Here is a 16,968-nt window from a genome sequence, read left to right on the forward strand (position 1 = left end):
AAGCACCATGTTCGAGCAATTGGGATTGATCGGCTGCGGCCTCATGGGCGGCTCCTTTGCGCTTGCGCTCAAGCGCGCGAAGCTCGTCAAACGCGTGGTCGGCTACAGCAAGTCGCCTTCCACCACCGAGCGGGCGCGCCAGCTTGGCGTGATCGACGTGGCGGCGCCTTCCGCGCTGCTGGCGGTCTCGGGCTCCGACCTCGTACTGCTGGCGGTGCCGGTGGCGGCCTCGGAAGCCACCTTCAAGGCCATTCGCCATGGCATTTCGAGCGATACGCTCGTGATGGACGTGGGCTCGACCAAGGGCGACGTGATCGAAGCCGCACGCAACGGCCTGCAGGACCAGTTCGCCCACTTCGTTCCGGCCCATCCGATCGCTGGCAAGGAGGTGTCGGGCATCGAGCATGCCGAGGCCTCGCTCTACGCCGGCCGCAAGGTCGTGCTGACGCCGGTCAAGGCCACGCTGCGCTCGAACGTGCAGCGCGCCTCGCAGATCTGGAGCGGCATCGGCGCCAACGTCGTCACCATGACGCACGAGGAGCACGACAGCGCTTTCGCGGCCGTGAGCCATTTGCCGCATTTGCTGGCCTTTGCCTATGTCAACGCGCTCATCGCGCAGCCGCAGGGCGACGATTTCCTGCGCCTCGCCGGCCCCGGGTTTCGCGATTTTTCGCGCATTGCAGCCAGCGATCCTGTCATGTGGCGCGACGTGCTGCTCGCCAACCGCGAGCAGGTGCTGCTGCAATCGCAGGCATTCCGCAAGGCGCTGCTCGAACTCGAGGCGCTGGTCACGGCTGGCGATGCCCAGGCGCTGGAGCACTCGATCGCTGCCGCCAGCAAGGTCCGCGCCGCCTGGCTACCCAATACCGACGCGTCCCAGGATTCCTGACATGTTCTCGACGGCATTCCTCGATATTCCTGCGCTGGCCGGAGCTTCGGGCACCGTGCGGCTGCCGGGCTCCAAGAGCATTTCGAACCGCGTGCTGCTGCTGGCCGCGCTGGCGAGCGGAACCACCACCGTCCACGACCTGCTCGACTCCGACGACACCCGCGTGATGCTCGACGCGCTGCGCGCGCTCGGCTGCGGCATCGATGCGGCGGGCAACACGCTGCGCATCACCGGCATCGGCGGCCAGTTGAAGTCCAACGGGCCGCTGCTGCCGCTTTTCCTCGGCAACGCCGGCACCGCGATGCGTCCGCTGACCGCCGCGCTGTCGCTGCTCGGCGGCGATTTCGAACTCAGCGGCGTGCCGCGCATGCACGAGCGGCCGATCGGCGACCTGGTCGACGCGCTGACCCAGCTCGGCTGCCGCATCGACTACCTGGGCAACCCCGGCTACCCGCCGCTGCGCATCCGCCCGGTCGATCAGGGTGCGCTGGTGCTGGACGCACCGATCCGGGTGCGCGGCGACGTCTCGAGCCAGTTCCTGACCGCGCTGCTGCTCGCGCTGCCTCTCGCTGCGGGCAGTGCGGCCCCCACGCTCGGCACTGACGCGTCCTCGCTGCCCCCCGAGGGGGCTGCCCCGCCTCGGGGCGGCCCTTCGGCGGGACGCGACATCGTGATCGAAGTGGTCGGCGAGCTGATCTCCAAGCCCTACATCGAGATCACGCTCAACCTGCTGGCGCGCTTCGGCATTGCCGTGCGGCGCGAGGGCTGGGAGCGCTTCACCATCCCCGCCGGCAGCCGCTACAGTTCGCCGGGCGACATCCACGTCGAGGCCGATGCTTCCTCTGCCAGCTATTTCATAGCACTTGGCGCCATTGCCACGGGCGCCTCCGGCCAGGACAGCATCCGGATCGAAGGCGTGGGCGCCGATTCGATCCAGGGCGACATCCGCTTCATCGAGGCAGCGCGGCAAATGGGCGCGCAGGTCGACAGCGGGCCCAACTGGCTCGACGTGCGCCGCGGCGCCTGGCCTCTGAAGGCCATCGACCTGGACGCCAACCACATCCCCGATGCCGCGATGACGCTGGCCGTGATGGCGCTGTACGCTGACGGCCCGAGCACCTTGCGCAACATCGCCAGCTGGCGGGTCAAGGAAACCGACCGCATCGATGCCATGGCCAACGAACTCAGGAAGCTCGGCGCCACGGTCGAATCCGGCCCCGATTTCATCCGGGTTCATCCGCTGGAACGCTCGCGCTGGCAGGCGGCCAGCATCCGCACCTACGACGACCATCGCGTGGCCATGTGCTTCTCGCTCGCGGCGTTCAATCCGGCGGGCTTGCCGGTGCGCATCCTGGAGCCGCACTGCGTTGCCAAGACCTTCCCGGACTACTTCGAAACACTGTTCTCGGTCGCCGAGGCGCCCGAGGTGCCGGTGATCTGCATCGACGGCCCCACCGCCTCGGGCAAGGGCACGCTCGCGGCCGAAGTAGCGCGCCTGCTGGGCTACCACTACCTCGATTCAGGTTCCCTCTACCGCGTGACCGGCCTGGCCATGCGGCGCGCCGGACTCAGCGCCGAGCCGCAGCACGAAGCGCAGATCGCCGCCCTGGCGGCCGCCCTGCCCCTGCATTTCACCGAGGGCAAGGTGCTATTGGCCGGCGAGGACGTGAGCGACGAAATCCGCACCGAAGCCGCCGGCATGGATGCCTCCCGCGTCTCCACGCTTCCCGCGGTGCGCGAGGCGCTCCTGGCGCTCCAGCAGCGCTTCCGGCAGCTCCCGGGCCTGGTGGCCGACGGCCGCGACATGGGCACCGTGATCTTCCCCGATGCGGCGCTCAAGGTCTTCCTGACGGCCAGCGCCGCCCAGAGGGCCGAACGCCGGCATAAGCAGTTGATTTCAAAGGGTATTTCAACTACACTTGACAGTCTTCGCTCCGACTTGGAAGCACGCGACGCCAGGGATTCGTCCCGCAGCGTCGCTCCCCTCAAGCCGGCGCAGGATGCCCGCCACCTCGACAACTCCCAGCTGTCCATCGAGCAGTCGATCGACCAGGTGTTGAACTGGTGGCAGGAAAGACAGCCGTTCAAGCCCGCTTGAGCGGTTGGAAGCCACAGCCTTTCAGGTTCGCCCGACAGGCTCGCGCCAACCGGATTCCGGGGCAGCGCATACCGCTCCAGCAGGCTCCTCTCGCGCGACAGCGCACCGGCCTGCTGGTTGTTCAACCAACCGGGCACCAGCCCACAAAACCGCCGTCTACAGATCCACAGCAGCCGCACGCAATTTCGCATGAGCGCCTGCCAACCCTGCCTGACGGAAGGAACCATAAATGTCTGAATCTTTTGCCGACCTATTCGAAGAGTCCCTGAAGCGTTCCGAAATGCGCACCGGCGAGGTCATCACGGCCGAAGTCGTGCGCGTCGAACACAACCACGTGGTGGTCAACGCCGGCCTCAAGTCCGAAGCGTATGTGCCGATCGAGGAGTTCAAGAACGACAAGGGCGAACTCGAAGTCCAGGCCGGCGATTTCGTTTCCGTTGCCATCGGCAGCGTTGAAAACGGCTACGGCGACACCATCCTCTCGCGCGACACCGCCAAGCGCCTCGCTTCGTGGCTCGCCCTGGAGAAGGCCCTGGAATCTGGCGACTTCGTCACCGGCACCACCAGCGGCAAGGTCAAGGGCGGCCTCACGGTGCTTGTCAACGGCATCCGCGCCTTCCTGCCGGGCTCGCTGATCGACACGCGTCCGATCAAGGACCTGACCCCGTACGAGAACAAGACCCTCGAATTCAAGGTCATCAAGCTCGACCGCAAGCGCAACAACGTCGTGCTGTCGCGCCGTGCCGTGGTCGAAGCCAGCATGGGCGAAGAGCGCGCCAAGCTGATGGAAACCCTGAAGGAAGGCGCAGTCGTGCGCGGTGTCGTCAAGAACATCACCGAATACGGTGCGTTCGTGGACCTCGGCGGCATCGACGGCCTGCTGCACATCACCGACATGGCATGGCGCCGTGTCCGCCACCCGAGCGAAGTCGTTCAGGCCGGCCAGGAAATCACCGCCAAGATCCTCAAGTTCGACACCGAGAAGAACCGTGTCTCGCTGGGTCTCAAGCAAATGGGCGACGATCCGTGGATGGGCGTTTCGCGCCGCTACCCGCAATCGACCCGCCTGTTCGGCAAGGTCACGAATATTGCCGATTACGGTGCGTTCGTCGAACTCGAACCCGGCATCGAAGGCCTGGTGCACGTCTCCGAAATGGACTGGACCAACAAGAACATCGCTCCGAACAAGATCGTCTCGCTGGGCGACGAAGTCGAAGTCATGGTCCTGGAAATCGACGAAGACAAGCGCCGCATCAGCCTGGGCATGAAGCAGTGCAAGGCCAACCCGTGGCAAGAGTTCGCGCAGAACACCAAGCGCGGCGACCGCGTCAAGGGCCCGATCAAGTCGATCACCGACTTCGGCGTGTTCGTGGGCCTGGCTGCCGGCATCGACGGCCTGGTGCACCTCTCGGACCTCTCGTGGAACGAAGCCGGCGAAACCGCCGTTCGCAACTACAAGAAGGGCCAGGAAGTCGAAGCGATCGTGCTGGCCGTCGACGTCGACCGCGAGCGCATCAGCCTGGGCATCAAGCAGCTCGACAGCGACCCGTTCACCACCTTCACCACGGTGAACGACAAGGGCCAGATCGTGACCGGCAAGGTCAAGACCGTGGACGCCCGCGGCGCTGAAATCGACCTCGGCGAAGACATCATCGGCTACCTGCGTGCTTCGGAAATCTCGCGCGACCGCGTCGAAGATGCCCGCAACGTGCTCAAGGAAGGCGACGAAGTCACCGCCATCGTCGTGAACGTGGATCGCAAGACCCGCAACATCCAGCTGTCGATCAAGCAGAAGGACATGGTCGACGAACAAGGCGCCATGGCCAACCTGAGCCAACAGTCGGCACGCGAAAACGCGGGCACGACGAGCCTGGGCGCCCTGCTGCGCGCCAAGCTCGACAACAACGACAGCAAGTAAGCTGCCTCCGAAGACAGAGCAGGCCCTGGGGCCGCTCTGTCTTTTTTTTCGTCCACGTTTTTGTTTGGCCTATGACCCGCTCTGACCTCGTCGAAGAACTCGCAGCGCGCTTCGCGCAGCTGACGCACCGCGATGCCGAATACGCCGTCAAGACCATCCTCGATGCGATGAGCGATGCGCTGGTGCGCGGGCACCGCATCGAGATCCGTGGCTTCGGCAGCTTCTCGGTCACCCGGCGTCCGCCGCGCATCGGCCGCAACCCGCGCTCGGGCGAGAGCGTTCAGATCCCCGAAAAGCGGGTGCCCCATTTCAAGCCGGGCAAGGCCTTGCGCGAGGCCGTCGATGCCAAGACCGCCGAGCTCGACGCCAAGGGCCGCAAGGCCTGATCGCATGGATGCAAACGTAGAATGCTCCCGGCAACGGGAACGGCTATGAAATACCTCCTGTGGCTGCTCAAGGCAGCCATTTTTTTTACGCTTTTTGCTTTCGCGCTGAACAACCAGCACGACGCGACCGTCTATTTCTTCTTCGGCACGCATTGGCGCGCGCCCCTGGTGCTCGTCGTGCTCGCGGCTTTCGCCGGCGGCCTCGTGGTGGGTGCGCTCGGCATGCTGCCCGGATGGTGGAAGCACCGTGCGGCGGCGGCGCAGGTGCCGGCCACGCGCGGCGACGAAGCCGCGGCGCCCGCGCCATCCACGCCTGCTCCGGCAGCGGCGCCGTCGTCCATCTCCGCCACCGACCTACCCACCGTACGCCAACATGGACTTTGATCCCAGCTGGCTGCTGATCAGCCTGCCCGTTGCCTTTGTCCTGGGCTGGCTCGCCTCACGCTTCGACATCCGGCAGCTCAAGCTCGAGAACCGGCAAGCCCCCAAGGCGTATTTCCGCGGCCTCAACTTTCTTCTCAACGAACAGCAGGACCAGGCCATCGATGCCTTCATCGAGGCCGTGCAGAACGACCCCGACACGCAAGAGCTTCACTTCGCGCTGGGCAACCTGTTTCGTCGGCGCGGCGAGTACCAGCGCGCGGTGCGCGTGCACGAGCATCTGCTGGGACGCGGCGACCTGAGCCGCAGCGACCGCGAGCGCGCCCAGCACGCGCTGGCGCAGGATTTCCTGCGCGCCGGACTGCTCGATCGCGCCGAAGCCGCGCTGCAAAAACTCGAGGGCACGCGCTACGAGAACGAGGCGCGGCTTTCGCTCCTTGCCATCTACGAGCGGTCGCGCGAATGGGCCCAGGCCGCCGCCGTGGCGCAGAAGCTCGACGAATCCGACCAGGCCAGCTACAGCACGCGCCGGGCCCACCACCTTTGCGAGCAGGCCTCCGAACAGGTGGCGGCCGGCGATCTGGCCGCGGCCGGCCGGCTGCTCTCCGAGGCGGTGGCGCTGGCCCCGCAGGCGCCCCGCCCCGCCATCGACTCCGCCACGCTGCAACTGCGCAATGGCGACGGCGCCAAGGCCTTCGACACCCTCGCCGCGCTGAGCGACACCGCCCCGCTCGCCTTGCCGCTGTATGCCGCTGCGCTGCAGCAGGCCGCGGTCGCCGCCCATCGCGAGGGCGAAGCGCTCGCGCTGCTGCAAAGACACTATGACGAGTCGCCCTCGATCGACGTGCTCGAAGCGCTGATCGCGCTCGGCGGCTCGCCGACCAGCGCGATTCCTGCGGCCAACGGCCAGCCACTCGCTCCGCGCGACGGCTACATCGCGCACCTCGCCCAGCAGCCTTCGCTGGTTGCCGCCTCGCGCTGGCTTGCGGGCGAGCGCTTCGAGCACGAGCAGTTCCACCCGCAGGTGCAGCGCGCGCTCGACCAGGCCACGCGGCCGCTGATGCGCTACCGCTGCGCCGCCTGCGGCTTCGAGGCGCACCAGCATTTCTGGCACTGCCCCGGATGCCAGGCCTGGGACAGCTATCCGCCGCGGCGCGTCGAGGAGCTCTGAGCCACATTCCGAACACGTTTCGGAACAATGCTGAACGCGGCCCCTGCGGCGCGCCGGGCCGTCAACGCGCCTTTCCCTGAATCGTTGAACGCGAGCCGGCGTCTTCTGCCGGCGAACTGTGATCTCAACAAATCAGGGAGTTTGAAAATCATGCTGAAGAAAATCCTGGCCGTGATGGCCATGCTGCTTGCCGCTGCCTCGTTCGCCGCGGTCGATGTCAATAAGGGCACGGCGGCCGATCTCGATGGCATCAAGGGCGTCGGCCCTGCGATGTCCAAGCGCATCCTCGATGCGCGCAAGGAAGGCGAGTTCAAGGACTGGCCCGACTTCATGCAGCGCGTGAAGGGCGTGAAGGAAAAGAAGGCCGAGAAGCTGCCGGCCGAAGGGCTCACGGTCAACGGCAAGGCCTTCGGCGGCCACGCAGGCGAAGCAGTTGCCTCGAAGGCAGACAAGCCCGCCGTGGCAGCCGCTGCCAAGCCGGCCAAGCCCTGATCGAAACGCTCGGGGCCAGCGGGCCGATGCCGCGCTCGCGGCATGCCCGCAACCCGGTGAAAGCCGCCGCAAGGGCGGCTTTTTTGCGTGCGCCGCAGCAGCAAGGCAGGCCACTGCGCAGCGCCGCGTGGCAGGGAAATGCCTCAGAAGTGGCCCGGAATTTGCACGTATGCTCGCGTTCGTTTTCACTTTCATCCGTTCCGGAGCGCTCATGAATCACAAGTTCGGCATTGCCCTCGCTGGCCTCACCCTCGGCGCCGCGGCCTTCGCGCAAACCAAGTGGGACCTGCCCACGGCCTACCCCGCCAGCAACTACCACACCGAAAACATCACGCAGTTCGCGAGCGACGTGGAAAAGGCGTCCGCCGGCAAGCTCAAGATCACCGTCCACGCGAATGCCGCGCTGTTCAAGGCACCCGAGATCAAGCGCGCCGTGCAAGGCGGACAGGCCCAGTTGGGCGAGATCCTGCTGGTGAACTACCAGAACGAATGGCAGATGTTCGGCGCCGACGGCATCCCGTTCCTGGCCGACAGCTACGACGCCGCATGGAAGCTCTACCAGGCGCAGAAGCCGGCGCTTGAAAAGAAACTGGCCGAGCAGGGCCTGGCGCTGCTGTACACCGTGCCGTGGCCGCCGCAGGGCATCTACGCGAAGAAGCCGATTTCTTCGGCGGCCGACCTCAAGGGCGTGAAGTGGCGTGCCTACAGCCCCGCCACCGCACGTGTCGCCGAGCTCGTCGGCGCGCAGCCGGTCACCGTGCAGCAGACCGAACTCTCACAGGCCATGGCCACGGGCGTGATCGAGTCCTACATGTCCTCGGGTTCCACCGGCTACGACACCAAGACCTACGAATACATCAAGAACTTCTACGACACCCAGGCCTGGCTGCCCAAGAACGCGGTGCTCATGAACAAGAAGGCCTTCGACGCGCTCGACAAGCCCACGCAGGATGCGGTGCTCAAGGCAGCCGCCGAGGCGGAGAAGCGCGGCTGGGAGCTGTCGAAGAAGAAGACGCTCGAATACATCGAGCTGCTCAAGAAGAACGGCATGGCCATCCACGTGCCTTCGGACCAGCTCAAGGCCGACATGAAGAAGGTGGGCGACACCATGCTCAAGGAGTGGCTTGAGAAGTCCGGCTCCGAAGGGCAGGCCGTGGTCGACGCGTACAAGAAGATGTGAGGCAGCGCCGCCTACTGATGCGCAAGACACTCGATTTCCTCTACGACAGCGCCGCCGCCCTGGCGGCGCTTTTCATGATCGGCCTGCTCGCGATGGTGCTGCTCTCCATCGTCGGGCGGCAGATTCACCTCAACGTGCCCGGCATCGACGCCTACGCCGGCTACCTGATGGCTGGCTGCGGCTTCCTCGCGCTGGCCCACACGCTCAAGCGCGCCGAACACATCCGCGTGACGTTGGTCATGCAGAGCCTCGGCCCGGCAGCGCGGCGCTGGCTCGAACGCTGGGCCGTGAGCGTTGCGGCGCTGCTGGCGCTGCTGTTCGCGTACTACAGCGTGCGCCTGGTGATGCAGTCGATCGAATACAACGACATCTCCACCGGCAACGACGCCACGCCGCTGTGGATTCCGCAGCTCGGCATGGCCATCGGCGCGGTGATCTTCGCAATCGCCGCGATCGACGAAGCCGTCATCGAGTGGAAGGGGCGCCCGCTGCGCACGAACCTGGAGGCGATGCGCCATGAATGACGTGGCAATGGCGGCGCTGCTGATCGCCACGCTGTTCCTGATCCTCGGCAGCGGCGTGTGGATCGGGCTCACGCTCTCGGGCGTGGCGTGGATCGGCATGCAGCTGTTCTCCTCGCGCCCCGCCGGCGATGCCATGGCCGTCACCATCTGGGGCTCCGCTTCGGGATGGACGCTGACCGCGCTGCCGCTGTTCCTGTGGATGGGCGAGATCCTGTTCCGCACGCGGCTTTCGCAGGACATGTTCAAGGGCCTCGCTCCCTGGATGCAGAGCCTGCCGGGCCGCCTGCTGCACACCAACGTGGTCGGCTGCGCGGTGTTCGCCGCGGTCTCGGGTTCGAGCGCCGCGACCTGCGCGACCATCGGCAAGATGAGCCTGCCCGAACTCAAGCGACGCGGCTACCCGGACAACATGGTGATCGGCACACTGGCCGGCGCCGGCACGCTGGGCCTGCTGATTCCGCCTTCGATCATCATGATCGTCTACGGCGTCAGCGCCGACGTGTCGATCTCCAAGCTGTTCATCGCGGGCGTGGTGCCCGGACTGCTGCTGGGCCTGCTGTTCTCGGGCTACATCATGTTCTGGGCGCTGCGGCATCCGGATCAGGTGCCGCCGGCCGACCTCAGGATGTCCTTCGGCGCGAAGCTGCGCGCCTCGCTGTCGCTGATCCCGGTGGCACTGCTGATCCTCGCCGTGCTCGGCTCCATCTACACGGGTTTCGCCACGGCCACCGAAGCCGCCGCGGTGGGCGTGGTCGGCGCGCTGATCATTTCCGCGGCGCAAGGCTCGCTGAGCTGGACCAACTTCAGGGAGGCCCTGCTCGGCGCCACGCGGCTCTATTGCATGATGGCGCTGATCCTCGCCGGTGCCGCCTTCCTGACGTTGTCGATGGGCTACATCGGCCTGCCGCGGCACCTGGCGGAGTGGATCGCCTCGCTGGGCCTTTCGCAGTTCCAGCTGGTGGTCATGCTCGCGGCCTTCTTCATCGTGCTGGGCTGTTTCCTCGACGGCATTTCGGTCGTGGTGCTCACCATGGGCGTGGTGATGCCGACGGTGATCGCCGCCGGCATCGATCCCCTCTGGTTCGGCATCTTCGTGGTGCTGGTGGTCGAGATGGCACAGATCACGCCGCCGGTCGGCTTCAACCTGTTCGTGCTCCAGAGCATGACGGGACGGGACCTGCTGTACATCGCCCGGGTCACGCTGCCGATGTTCTTCCTGATGGTGGCGGCCGTGCTGATCATCTACTTCGTGCCGCAACTGGTCACCTGGCTGCCGCGGCAGATGGCGCCATAACCAGCACCGCCGGGCGTGCCCCGACAATAGGCCCATGCTGCTTCCGATTATTGCCATCTGCATGGGCGCTTCCGTGGGCGCGCTGGCGCGCTGGGGCCTGGCACTCTGGTTTGGTGCTGGCGGGCTCATGCCCTGGGGCACGCTGGCCGCCAACCTGATCGGGGGCTACCTCATCGGCGTGGCCATTGCCTCGTTCCAGTTGCTGCCCGACCTCGATCCGGCCTGGCGGCTCGCGCTGGTCACGGGCTTTCTCGGCGGCCTGACGACCTTCTCGAGCTTCTCGGCCGAGGTCGTGACCATGCTCCTCGAAGGCCGGCTCGGCGTGGCGCTGCTCACGGCAACGGCCCACCTCGGAGGATCGCTGTTCCTGACCTGGCTGGGCATACGCAGCGTGCAGGCCCTGGCCGCCTGACGGGTCGCCCCATCGCCGGGCGGCAAAGCCGTCGATCTTCGCGGGTTTCCGCAGGAATTTTCGAGGGGGCCGGTCGATAGAATCGACCGCAATGCCCCTGGTCTTTCTCGTCGCACTCCCCTTTGTTGCCAGCGTGCTGGCCGCGTTGATGCCGTCGAACGCGCGCAATCGGGAGTCGACGCTGGCGGGCCTGGTCGCACTGGGCTGCGCGCTGCAGACCGCTTGGTTCTTTCCCCAGATCGCGCGCGGCAACGTGCTGCGCCAGGAGATCGCGTGGCTGCCCGAGCTCGGGCTGAACCTCGTGTTCCGCATGGACGGCTTCGCGTGGCTGTTCTGCATGCTGGTGCTCGGCATCGGCGCGCTGGTGGTGCTCTATGCGCGCTACTACATGTCGGCCTCCGACCCGGTGCCGCGCTTCTTCTCTTTCTTTCTCGCGTTCATGGGCGCGATGACGGGCGTGGTGCTCTCGGGCAACCTGATCCAGCTGGTGCTGTTCTGGGAGCTCACCAGCCTGTTCTCCTTCCTGCTGATCGGCTACTGGCATCACCGGCGCGACGCGCGGCGCGGCGCGCGCATGGCGCTCACCGTCACCGGTGCCGGCGGGCTCTGCCTGCTGGCGGGCGTGGTGGTGCTGGGCCGCATCGCGGGCAGCTACGAGCTCGACGTGGTGCTCGCCTCGGGCAACGAGATCCGCGCGCATGCGCTCTATCCGGCGGCCCTGGTGCTGATACTGCTGGGCGCCTTCACCAAGAGCGCGCAGTTCCCGTTCCACTTCTGGCTGCCGCGCGCGATGGCGGCGCCCACGCCGGTTTCGGCCTATCTGCATTCGGCCACCATGGTGAAACTCGGCGTGTTCCTGATGGCGCGGCTGTGGCCGGTGCTGTCGGGCACCGAACAGTGGTTCTGGCTGGTGGGCGGCGCGGGCGCGATCACGCTGCTGCTCGGCGGCTTTGTCGCAATGTTCCAGCGCGACCTGAAGGCATTGCTGGCCTATTCGACCATCTCGCACCTCGGGCTCATCACGCTGCTGCTGGGCCTGAACAGCCCGCTGGCGGCGGTGGCGGCGGTGTTCCACGTCATGAACCATGCGACCTTCAAGGCATCGCTCTTCATGGCGGCCGGCATCATCGACCACGAGAGCGGCACGCGCGACATCCGCAAGCTCAGCGGCCTGCTGCGGCTGATGCCGATCACCGGCACGCTGGCGATCATCGCGAGCGCATCGATGGCCGGCGTGCCGCTGCTCAACGGCTTTCTCTCGAAGGAGATGTTCTTCGCCGAGACGGTGTTCATCCAGGCGACGCCATGGATCAGCCTGAGCCTTCCGGTCATTGCCACCATTGCGGGCATCTTCAGCGTGGCCTATTCGGCGCGCTTCGTGTTCGACGTCTTCTTCGGTCCGCCCTGCGGCCCCGACGTGCCGAAGCAGCCGCACGAGCCGCCGCACTGGATGCGCGTGCCGGTCGAGCTGCTGGTGCTGGTCTGCCTGGTGGTGGGCGTGGCGCCGGCCTGGTCGATCGGCACGCTGCTGGCGGCTGCCGCCACGCCGGTGGTCGGCGGCGTGCTGCCCGAATACAGCCTGGCCGTGTGGCACGGCTTCAACCTGCCGCTGGCGATGAGCTTCGTGGCGCTGGCCGGCGGCATGGTGCTCTACCTGTCGCAGCGCCGCCGCCGCGCAGAGGGCAAGCTCGAGCACACGCCGCTCTTGCACCGCTTCGACGGCCAGGCGATCTTCGAGCATCTTCTCGCGCAGCTCAGCGAGGCCGGCCGGCGCAGCCGCCGCCTGCTGGGCACGCGGCGCATGCAGTCGCAACTGCTGCTGCTGATCGCGGTGGCGGCAGCGGGCGCCGCGGCTTCGCTCTGGACGGCACCCGTCGCCCGCGGCGCCCGCGAGCTGCTGCCCTTTTCGCCGATGTTCGCGATGACCTGGCTGATCGGCGGCGTCTGCGCGCTGGCGGCGGCATGGCAGGCCAAGTTCCATCGCCTTGCCGCGCTGATGCTGGCCTCGGGCGCCGGGCTGGTGTGCTGCGTGACCTACATCTGGTTCTCGGCACCCGACCTTGCGCTGACGCAGCTCGTGGTGGAGGCCGTGACCACGGTGCTGATCCTGCTGGGCCTGCGCTGGCTGCCGATGCGCAGCAAGGACGCGGTCCAGCCGGCACGTGCCAGGCTGCGCCCGTGGGGCCGGCGCGGACGCGACCTGCTGGTGGCGGCCGGCGTCGGCGGCGGGATGTCGGCGCTGGCGTGGCTGATGATGACGCGGCCGTTTCCGCAAAGCATCTCGCCTTTCTTTCTCGAACGCGCGCTCACCGAGGGCGGCGGCACCAACGTGGTCAACGTGATGCTGGTGGACTTCCGCGGCTTCGACACCTTCGGCGAGATCACCGTGCTGGGCGTGGTGGCACTCACCGTCTATGCACTGCTGCGCCGCTTCCGGCCTGCCCGCGAATCGATGGCCCTGCCGGTGCAGCAGCGCGCACAGGCCGACGATGGAAGCAGCGACCTGCTGAACCCGCGCCTGGCCAAGGACACGGCCGTGGGCTACCTGATGGTGCCGGCCGTGCTGGTGCGATTGCTGCTGCCGCTCGCGGTGCTGGTGTCGGTCTATTTCTTCATGCGCGGGCACAACGCGCCCGGCGGCGGCTTCGTCGCGGGGCTGGTGATGTCGGTGGCACTGGTGCTGCAGTTCATCGTCTCGGGCACCGAGTGGGTGGAAGAGCACCTGCGCATCTATCCGCGCCGCTGGATTGCCGGCGGCCTGCTGCTCGCGCTGGCCACGGGCAGCGGCGCGGTGGCGTTCGGCTATCCGTTCCTGACCACCCACACCGCGCACCTGCACCTTCCCGTGCTGGGCGAGCTGCACGTGCCGAGCGCCCTGTTCTTCGACATCGGGGTGTTCGCATTGGTGCTGGGCGCCACCATGCTGATCCTCACCGCGCTGGCCCACCAGTCGATACGCAGCCACCGCTGGGCCGACGAGCAGCGCGAGAAGGAAGCCGAAGCCGCCGCGGCCGCCAGCGCAACTCCGGAAGGAGCGCACTGATGGAGATCGTGCTCGCACTGGCCATCGGCGTACTCGCCGGCTCGGGGGTGTACCTGTTGCTGCGGCCGCGCACCTTCCAGGTGATCATGGGCCTCACGCTGATCTCTTACGCGGTCAACCTGTTCATCTTCAGCATGGGGCGGCTCAAGCTCGACAGCGAACCGGTGCTGGTCAAGGGCATCACCGCCACGCTGGCCAACACCGCCGACCCGATGCCGCAGGCCCTGGTGCTGACGGCGATCGTGATCGGCTTTGCGATGACGGCGCTGTTCCTCGTGGTGCTGCTGGCCTCGCGCGGCCTCACCGGCACCGACCACGTGGACGGCGAAGAGCGGCAGGAGGCGGCGGAGTGACGGGGCAACTGGTCCAGCTGCTCGACCGGCTGCTCGAGTTCAGCATGCCGCACCTTGTCGCGGTGCCGGTCCTCGTGCCGCTGCTCACGGCCGCACTGATGCTGCTGCTGGGCGAAAGCCGGCGCCGCACCAAGTCGGCGCTGAGCGTGGTCTCGGGGCTGGTGGGCCTGCTGGCGGCGCTGGCGCTGCTGCGCTGGGTGAACGCACCCGAGACCGGCGACGGCCCCGGCTCGGTCGGCGTCTACCTGCCGGGCAACTGGCAGGCGCCCTTCGGCATCGTGCTGGTGGCGGACCGGCTGTCGACCATGATGGTGGCGCTCACGGGCGTGGTCGCGTTTGCGGCCTCGATCTATTCCACCTCGCGCTGGGACCGCGCCGGCGTGCATTTCCATCCGCTGCTGCAGCTGCAGCTCATGGGCCTGAACGGCGCCTTCCTCACGGGCGACCTGTTCAACCTGTTCGTTTTCTTCGAGGTCATGCTCGCGGCCTCCTACGGCCTGCTGCTGCATGGCTCGGGCCGGCTGCGGGTGCAGGCCGGTCTCCACTACATCGCCATCAACCTGGCCGCCTCGTCGCTCTTCCTCATCGGCGCGGCCCTGCTCTACGGCGCGACCGGCACGCTCAACATGGCCGACCTCGGCATGCGCATCGCGCAGCTCGCGCCGGCCGACCGCGGCCTCGTGCATGCGGCCGCCGCCATTCTCGCGACCGCGTTCTTCGCCAAGGCCGGCGCCTGGCCGCTCAACTTCTGGCTGGTGCCGGCCTACAGCGCGGCGGTGTCGCCGGTGGGCGCCGTGTTCGCGCTCTTGACCAAGCTCGGCATCTACACGCTGCTGCGGCTGTGGACGCTGCTCTTCGCACCGGATGCCGGCAGCTCGGCTGCGTTCGGTCAATCCGCGCTCATCGCGATCGGGCTGGCGACGCTGTTCGCGGGCGCCATCGGTATCGTGGGCACGCAGCGGCTCTCCAACCTCGCGGGCTTCAGCGTGCTGGTGTCGGCGGGCACGCTGCTCGCGGCCATCGGACTCGGGGAGCCGGCCGTGTGGGCCGGCGCGCTCTACTACCTGCTGAGCTCGACGCTCGCCGTCAGCGCCTTCTTCCTGCTGACCGACATGATCGAGCGCTGGCGCAACGCCGGCATGAGCGTTGCGCCGCACGAGAAGGCCGGCAATGCGCCCTTCCTCGCGGAAGACCTGCGCGTGCTCGACGACGTGAACCTCGACGACGAGGCGCAGGCGCTCTACGGCCGCGCGATTCCCGCCGGGGTGGCCTTCCTGGGGCTGAGCTTCATCGGCTGCACCCTGCTGCTCGCGGGCCTGCCGCCGCTGTCGGGCTTCGTGGGCAAGTTCGCGATGCTGTCGGGCGCCTTCTCCACCGGCGGCACCTCGATGCCCGCATGGATCTTCCTGGCGCTGCTGGTGGTTTCAGGCCTGCTCGCGCTGATTGCGCTGAGCCGCACCGGCATGCGCCACTTCTGGACCCAGCCGCATCCCACCATGCCCGCCCTGCCCGCGCTCGAAGTGCTGCCGGTGGCTGGACTGCTCGCGGCCAGCGTGGCGCTCACAGTCTGGGCCGGCCCTGTCATGCGCCACGCCATCACCACCGCGGAAGGGCTGCGCACGCCCGCCGCCTACCGCAATGCCGTGATGGGCGCGCGGCAGGTGCCCAACCCCGTGGCCCCCGCGGAGGGCCCGGCACCATGAAGCGCTGGATTCCTTCGCCGCCGCTCTCGCTGGCGCTGTTTGCCGTATGGCTGCTGCTCAACCAGTCGCTCGAAGCCGCCACGCTGCTGTCGGCCGCGGTGCTCGCCATTGCGGTTCCGCTGCTCACCAAGGGCTTGCGGCCCGCTACCGTGCGCATGCGCAAGCCCTGGGTCGCGCTGCGGCTCGCGGGCCGGGCCGTGGCCGACATGCTGGAATCGGCGCTCTTCGTGGCCCAGCGGCTGCTGACGCGCCGCACCTCGCGCATCGCCTCGCGGTTCATCAACGTGCCGCTGGAGCTGCGCGACCCGAACGGGCTCGCGGTGCTGGCCATGATCATGTGCCTCACGCCCGGCACGGCCTGGGGCGAGATCGCATTCGACAGCAGCACGCTGCTGATCCATGTGTTCGACGTCGACGACGAAGCCGCTTTCATCGCCATGATCAAGCAGCGCTACGAGCGACCCTTGATGGAGATCTTCGAATCATGACGCCTGTACTTTTCTGGGCCTTGAAACTGGCGCTGCTGCTGCTGGCGGTGGCCATGCTCTGCGCGCTGGCCCGTCTGTTGATAGGCCCGAGCGCGCAGGACCGCGTGATGGCGCTGGACTGCCTCTACATCAACGGCATGCTGATGATGCTGGTGCTGGGCATCGTCTATGCGAGCAACGTGTACTTCGAAGCCGCGATGCTGACGGCGCTGTTCGGCTTCGTCGGCTCGACGGCCATGGCCAAGTTTCTCCTGCGCGGGGAGGTCATCGAATGACGGATTTCATCGTGGGGCCGCTGCCGTTATGGGCGGAAATCGTCACCGCCGTGTTCGCCGTGCTGGGCGCAGCCTTTGCCGCCATCGGCTCCTTCGGCCTCGTGCGGCTGCCCACCTTTTTCCGCCGCATCCATGCGCCGACGCTCGGCGCCACGGTGGGCGTGTGGTGCATGACGATTGCCACCATCGTCTATTTCTCGGTGCAGGGCTTCAACCTCTTCCTGCACGCCGTGCTGATCGTCCTGTTCATTGCGCTCACGGCGCCCATCACCACCATCTTCCTGATGCGCGCCGCGCTTTTCCGGGAACGGCAAAAGGGCGGCAACGTGCCGCCGGCGGCCAAATCCGGCTGAAAAGCCGA

Annotated in this window: 17 protein-coding genes; all 17 read left to right on the forward strand. The window is 67.2% G+C overall.

Annotation, left to right across the window (positions count from 1 at the left end; all coding sequences use genetic code 11):
• Positions 1–7 precede the first annotated feature (7 nt).
• Positions 8–889 carry a prephenate dehydrogenase gene (locus tag EJO66_RS00505; protein ID WP_125964453.1) on the forward strand — a complete coding sequence of 294 codons (882 nt, stop codon included), beginning with the start codon at positions 8–10 and terminating at the stop codon, positions 887–889.
• A gap of 1 nt (position 890) precedes the next feature.
• Entirely contained in the window at positions 891–2,987 is a 2,097-nt protein-coding gene (locus tag EJO66_RS00510; RefSeq protein WP_125964454.1) for a bifunctional 3-phosphoshikimate 1-carboxyvinyltransferase/cytidylate kinase, read from the forward strand.
• Positions 2,988–3,216: 229 nt separating this feature from the next.
• Positions 3,217–4,905, forward strand: coding sequence for a 30S ribosomal protein S1 (rpsA, locus tag EJO66_RS00515; protein ID WP_012746757.1), 1,689 nt, complete (start codon positions 3,217–3,219; stop codon positions 4,903–4,905).
• Between the two features lie 71 nt (positions 4,906–4,976).
• Complete coding sequence (locus tag EJO66_RS00520) at positions 4,977–5,291, forward strand: integration host factor subunit beta (protein ID WP_012746756.1); 315 nt, start codon at positions 4,977–4,979, stop codon at positions 5,289–5,291.
• Between the two features lie 45 nt (positions 5,292–5,336).
• Positions 5,337–5,675: a LapA family protein gene (locus tag EJO66_RS00525; protein WP_124956869.1), complete on the forward strand. Its 339-nt coding sequence runs from the start codon at positions 5,337–5,339 to the stop codon at positions 5,673–5,675.
• A complete protein-coding gene (gene lapB / locus EJO66_RS00530; RefSeq protein WP_124956871.1) occupies positions 5,665–6,843 on the forward strand; it encodes a lipopolysaccharide assembly protein LapB in 1,179 nt (392 codons plus the stop codon). Before EJO66_RS00525 ends, lapB begins: the two co-directional genes overlap by 11 nt.
• 150 nt (positions 6,844–6,993) lie before the next feature.
• Positions 6,994–7,335 (forward strand): ComEA family DNA-binding protein, encoded by a 342-nt coding sequence (locus EJO66_RS00535; RefSeq protein ID WP_125964455.1) that lies wholly within the window; start codon positions 6,994–6,996, stop codon positions 7,333–7,335.
• 211 nt (positions 7,336–7,546) lie between these two features.
• Entirely contained in the window at positions 7,547–8,515 is a 969-nt protein-coding gene (locus EJO66_RS00540; protein ID WP_125964456.1) for a TRAP transporter substrate-binding protein, read from the forward strand.
• Between the two features lie 17 nt (positions 8,516–8,532).
• Complete coding sequence (locus EJO66_RS00545; protein WP_125964457.1) at positions 8,533–9,039, forward strand: TRAP transporter small permease; 507 nt, start codon at positions 8,533–8,535, stop codon at positions 9,037–9,039.
• Positions 9,032–10,333 (forward strand): TRAP transporter large permease, encoded by a 1,302-nt coding sequence (locus EJO66_RS00550; RefSeq protein WP_125964458.1) that lies wholly within the window; start codon positions 9,032–9,034, stop codon positions 10,331–10,333. Before EJO66_RS00545 ends, EJO66_RS00550 begins: the two co-directional genes overlap by 8 nt.
• A gap of 34 nt (positions 10,334–10,367) precedes the next feature.
• Positions 10,368–10,745, forward strand: a complete 378-nt coding sequence (gene crcB, locus EJO66_RS00555) for a fluoride efflux transporter CrcB (protein ID WP_124956878.1) — start codon at positions 10,368–10,370, stop codon at positions 10,743–10,745.
• Positions 10,746–10,836: 91 nt separating this feature from the next.
• On the forward strand, positions 10,837–13,788 hold the full coding sequence (locus EJO66_RS00560) for a monovalent cation/H+ antiporter subunit A (RefSeq protein ID WP_125964459.1): 2,952 nt from the start codon (positions 10,837–10,839) through the stop codon (positions 13,786–13,788).
• Positions 13,788–14,141 (forward strand): Na+/H+ antiporter subunit C, encoded by a 354-nt coding sequence (locus tag EJO66_RS00565; RefSeq protein WP_124956882.1) that lies wholly within the window; start codon positions 13,788–13,790, stop codon positions 14,139–14,141. Before EJO66_RS00560 ends, EJO66_RS00565 begins: the two co-directional genes overlap by 1 nt.
• Positions 14,142–14,185: 44 nt before the next feature.
• Entirely contained in the window at positions 14,186–15,844 is a 1,659-nt protein-coding gene (locus EJO66_RS00570; RefSeq protein ID WP_206168825.1) for a monovalent cation/H+ antiporter subunit D, read from the forward strand.
• The gene (locus EJO66_RS00575) at positions 15,841–16,332 is read left to right on the forward strand and encodes a Na+/H+ antiporter subunit E (protein WP_125964461.1); all 492 of its coding nucleotides are present in this window, start codon (positions 15,841–15,843) and stop codon (positions 16,330–16,332) included. Before EJO66_RS00570 ends, EJO66_RS00575 begins: the two co-directional genes overlap by 4 nt.
• A complete protein-coding gene (locus EJO66_RS00580; RefSeq protein ID WP_093018408.1) occupies positions 16,329–16,607 on the forward strand; it encodes a K+/H+ antiporter subunit F in 279 nt (92 codons plus the stop codon). The genes EJO66_RS00575 and EJO66_RS00580 overlap by 4 nt, the downstream gene beginning before the upstream one ends.
• Complete coding sequence (gene mnhG, locus EJO66_RS00585; protein ID WP_124956888.1) at positions 16,604–16,960, forward strand: monovalent cation/H(+) antiporter subunit G; 357 nt, start codon at positions 16,604–16,606, stop codon at positions 16,958–16,960. Before EJO66_RS00580 ends, mnhG begins: the two co-directional genes overlap by 4 nt.
• Positions 16,961–16,968: the final 8 nt, after the last annotated feature.

This window comes from Variovorax beijingensis, assembly GCF_003951285.1.
Lineage (GTDB): Bacteria > Pseudomonadota > Gammaproteobacteria > Burkholderiales > Burkholderiaceae_C > Variovorax > Variovorax beijingensis.

Excerpts from the sequence above, each read along its gene's own strand:
- EJO66_RS00570 (WP_206168825.1), top strand. The coding sequence starts at position 14,186 with ATGCCGCACCTTGTCGCGGTGCCGGTCCTCGTGCCGCTGCTCACGGCC.
- EJO66_RS00505 (WP_125964453.1), top strand. The coding sequence starts at position 8 with ATGTTCGAGCAATTGGGATTGATCGGCTGCGGCCTCATGGGCGGCTCC.
- rpsA (WP_012746757.1), top strand. The coding sequence starts at position 3,217 with ATGTCTGAATCTTTTGCCGACCTATTCGAAGAGTCCCTGAAGCGTTCC.
- EJO66_RS00510 (WP_125964454.1), top strand. The coding sequence starts at position 891 with ATGTTCTCGACGGCATTCCTCGATATTCCTGCGCTGGCCGGAGCTTCG.
- EJO66_RS00535 (WP_125964455.1), top strand. The coding sequence starts at position 6,994 with ATGCTGAAGAAAATCCTGGCCGTGATGGCCATGCTGCTTGCCGCTGCC.
- EJO66_RS00580 (WP_093018408.1), top strand. The coding sequence starts at position 16,329 with ATGACGCCTGTACTTTTCTGGGCCTTGAAACTGGCGCTGCTGCTGCTG.
- lapB (WP_124956871.1), top strand. The coding sequence starts at position 5,665 with ATGGACTTTGATCCCAGCTGGCTGCTGATCAGCCTGCCCGTTGCCTTT.
- EJO66_RS00560 (WP_125964459.1), top strand. The coding sequence starts at position 10,837 with ATGCCCCTGGTCTTTCTCGTCGCACTCCCCTTTGTTGCCAGCGTGCTG.
- EJO66_RS00545 (WP_125964457.1), top strand. The coding sequence starts at position 8,533 with ATGCGCAAGACACTCGATTTCCTCTACGACAGCGCCGCCGCCCTGGCG.
- EJO66_RS00520 (WP_012746756.1), top strand. The coding sequence starts at position 4,977 with ATGACCCGCTCTGACCTCGTCGAAGAACTCGCAGCGCGCTTCGCGCAG.
- crcB (WP_124956878.1), top strand. The coding sequence starts at position 10,368 with ATGCTGCTTCCGATTATTGCCATCTGCATGGGCGCTTCCGTGGGCGCG.
- mnhG (WP_124956888.1), top strand. The coding sequence starts at position 16,604 with ATGACGGATTTCATCGTGGGGCCGCTGCCGTTATGGGCGGAAATCGTC.
- EJO66_RS00525 (WP_124956869.1), top strand. The coding sequence starts at position 5,337 with ATGAAATACCTCCTGTGGCTGCTCAAGGCAGCCATTTTTTTTACGCTT.
- EJO66_RS00550 (WP_125964458.1), top strand. The coding sequence starts at position 9,032 with ATGAATGACGTGGCAATGGCGGCGCTGCTGATCGCCACGCTGTTCCTG.
- EJO66_RS00575 (WP_125964461.1), top strand. The coding sequence starts at position 15,841 with ATGAAGCGCTGGATTCCTTCGCCGCCGCTCTCGCTGGCGCTGTTTGCC.
- EJO66_RS00540 (WP_125964456.1), top strand. The coding sequence starts at position 7,547 with ATGAATCACAAGTTCGGCATTGCCCTCGCTGGCCTCACCCTCGGCGCC.
- EJO66_RS00565 (WP_124956882.1), top strand. The coding sequence starts at position 13,788 with ATGGAGATCGTGCTCGCACTGGCCATCGGCGTACTCGCCGGCTCGGGG.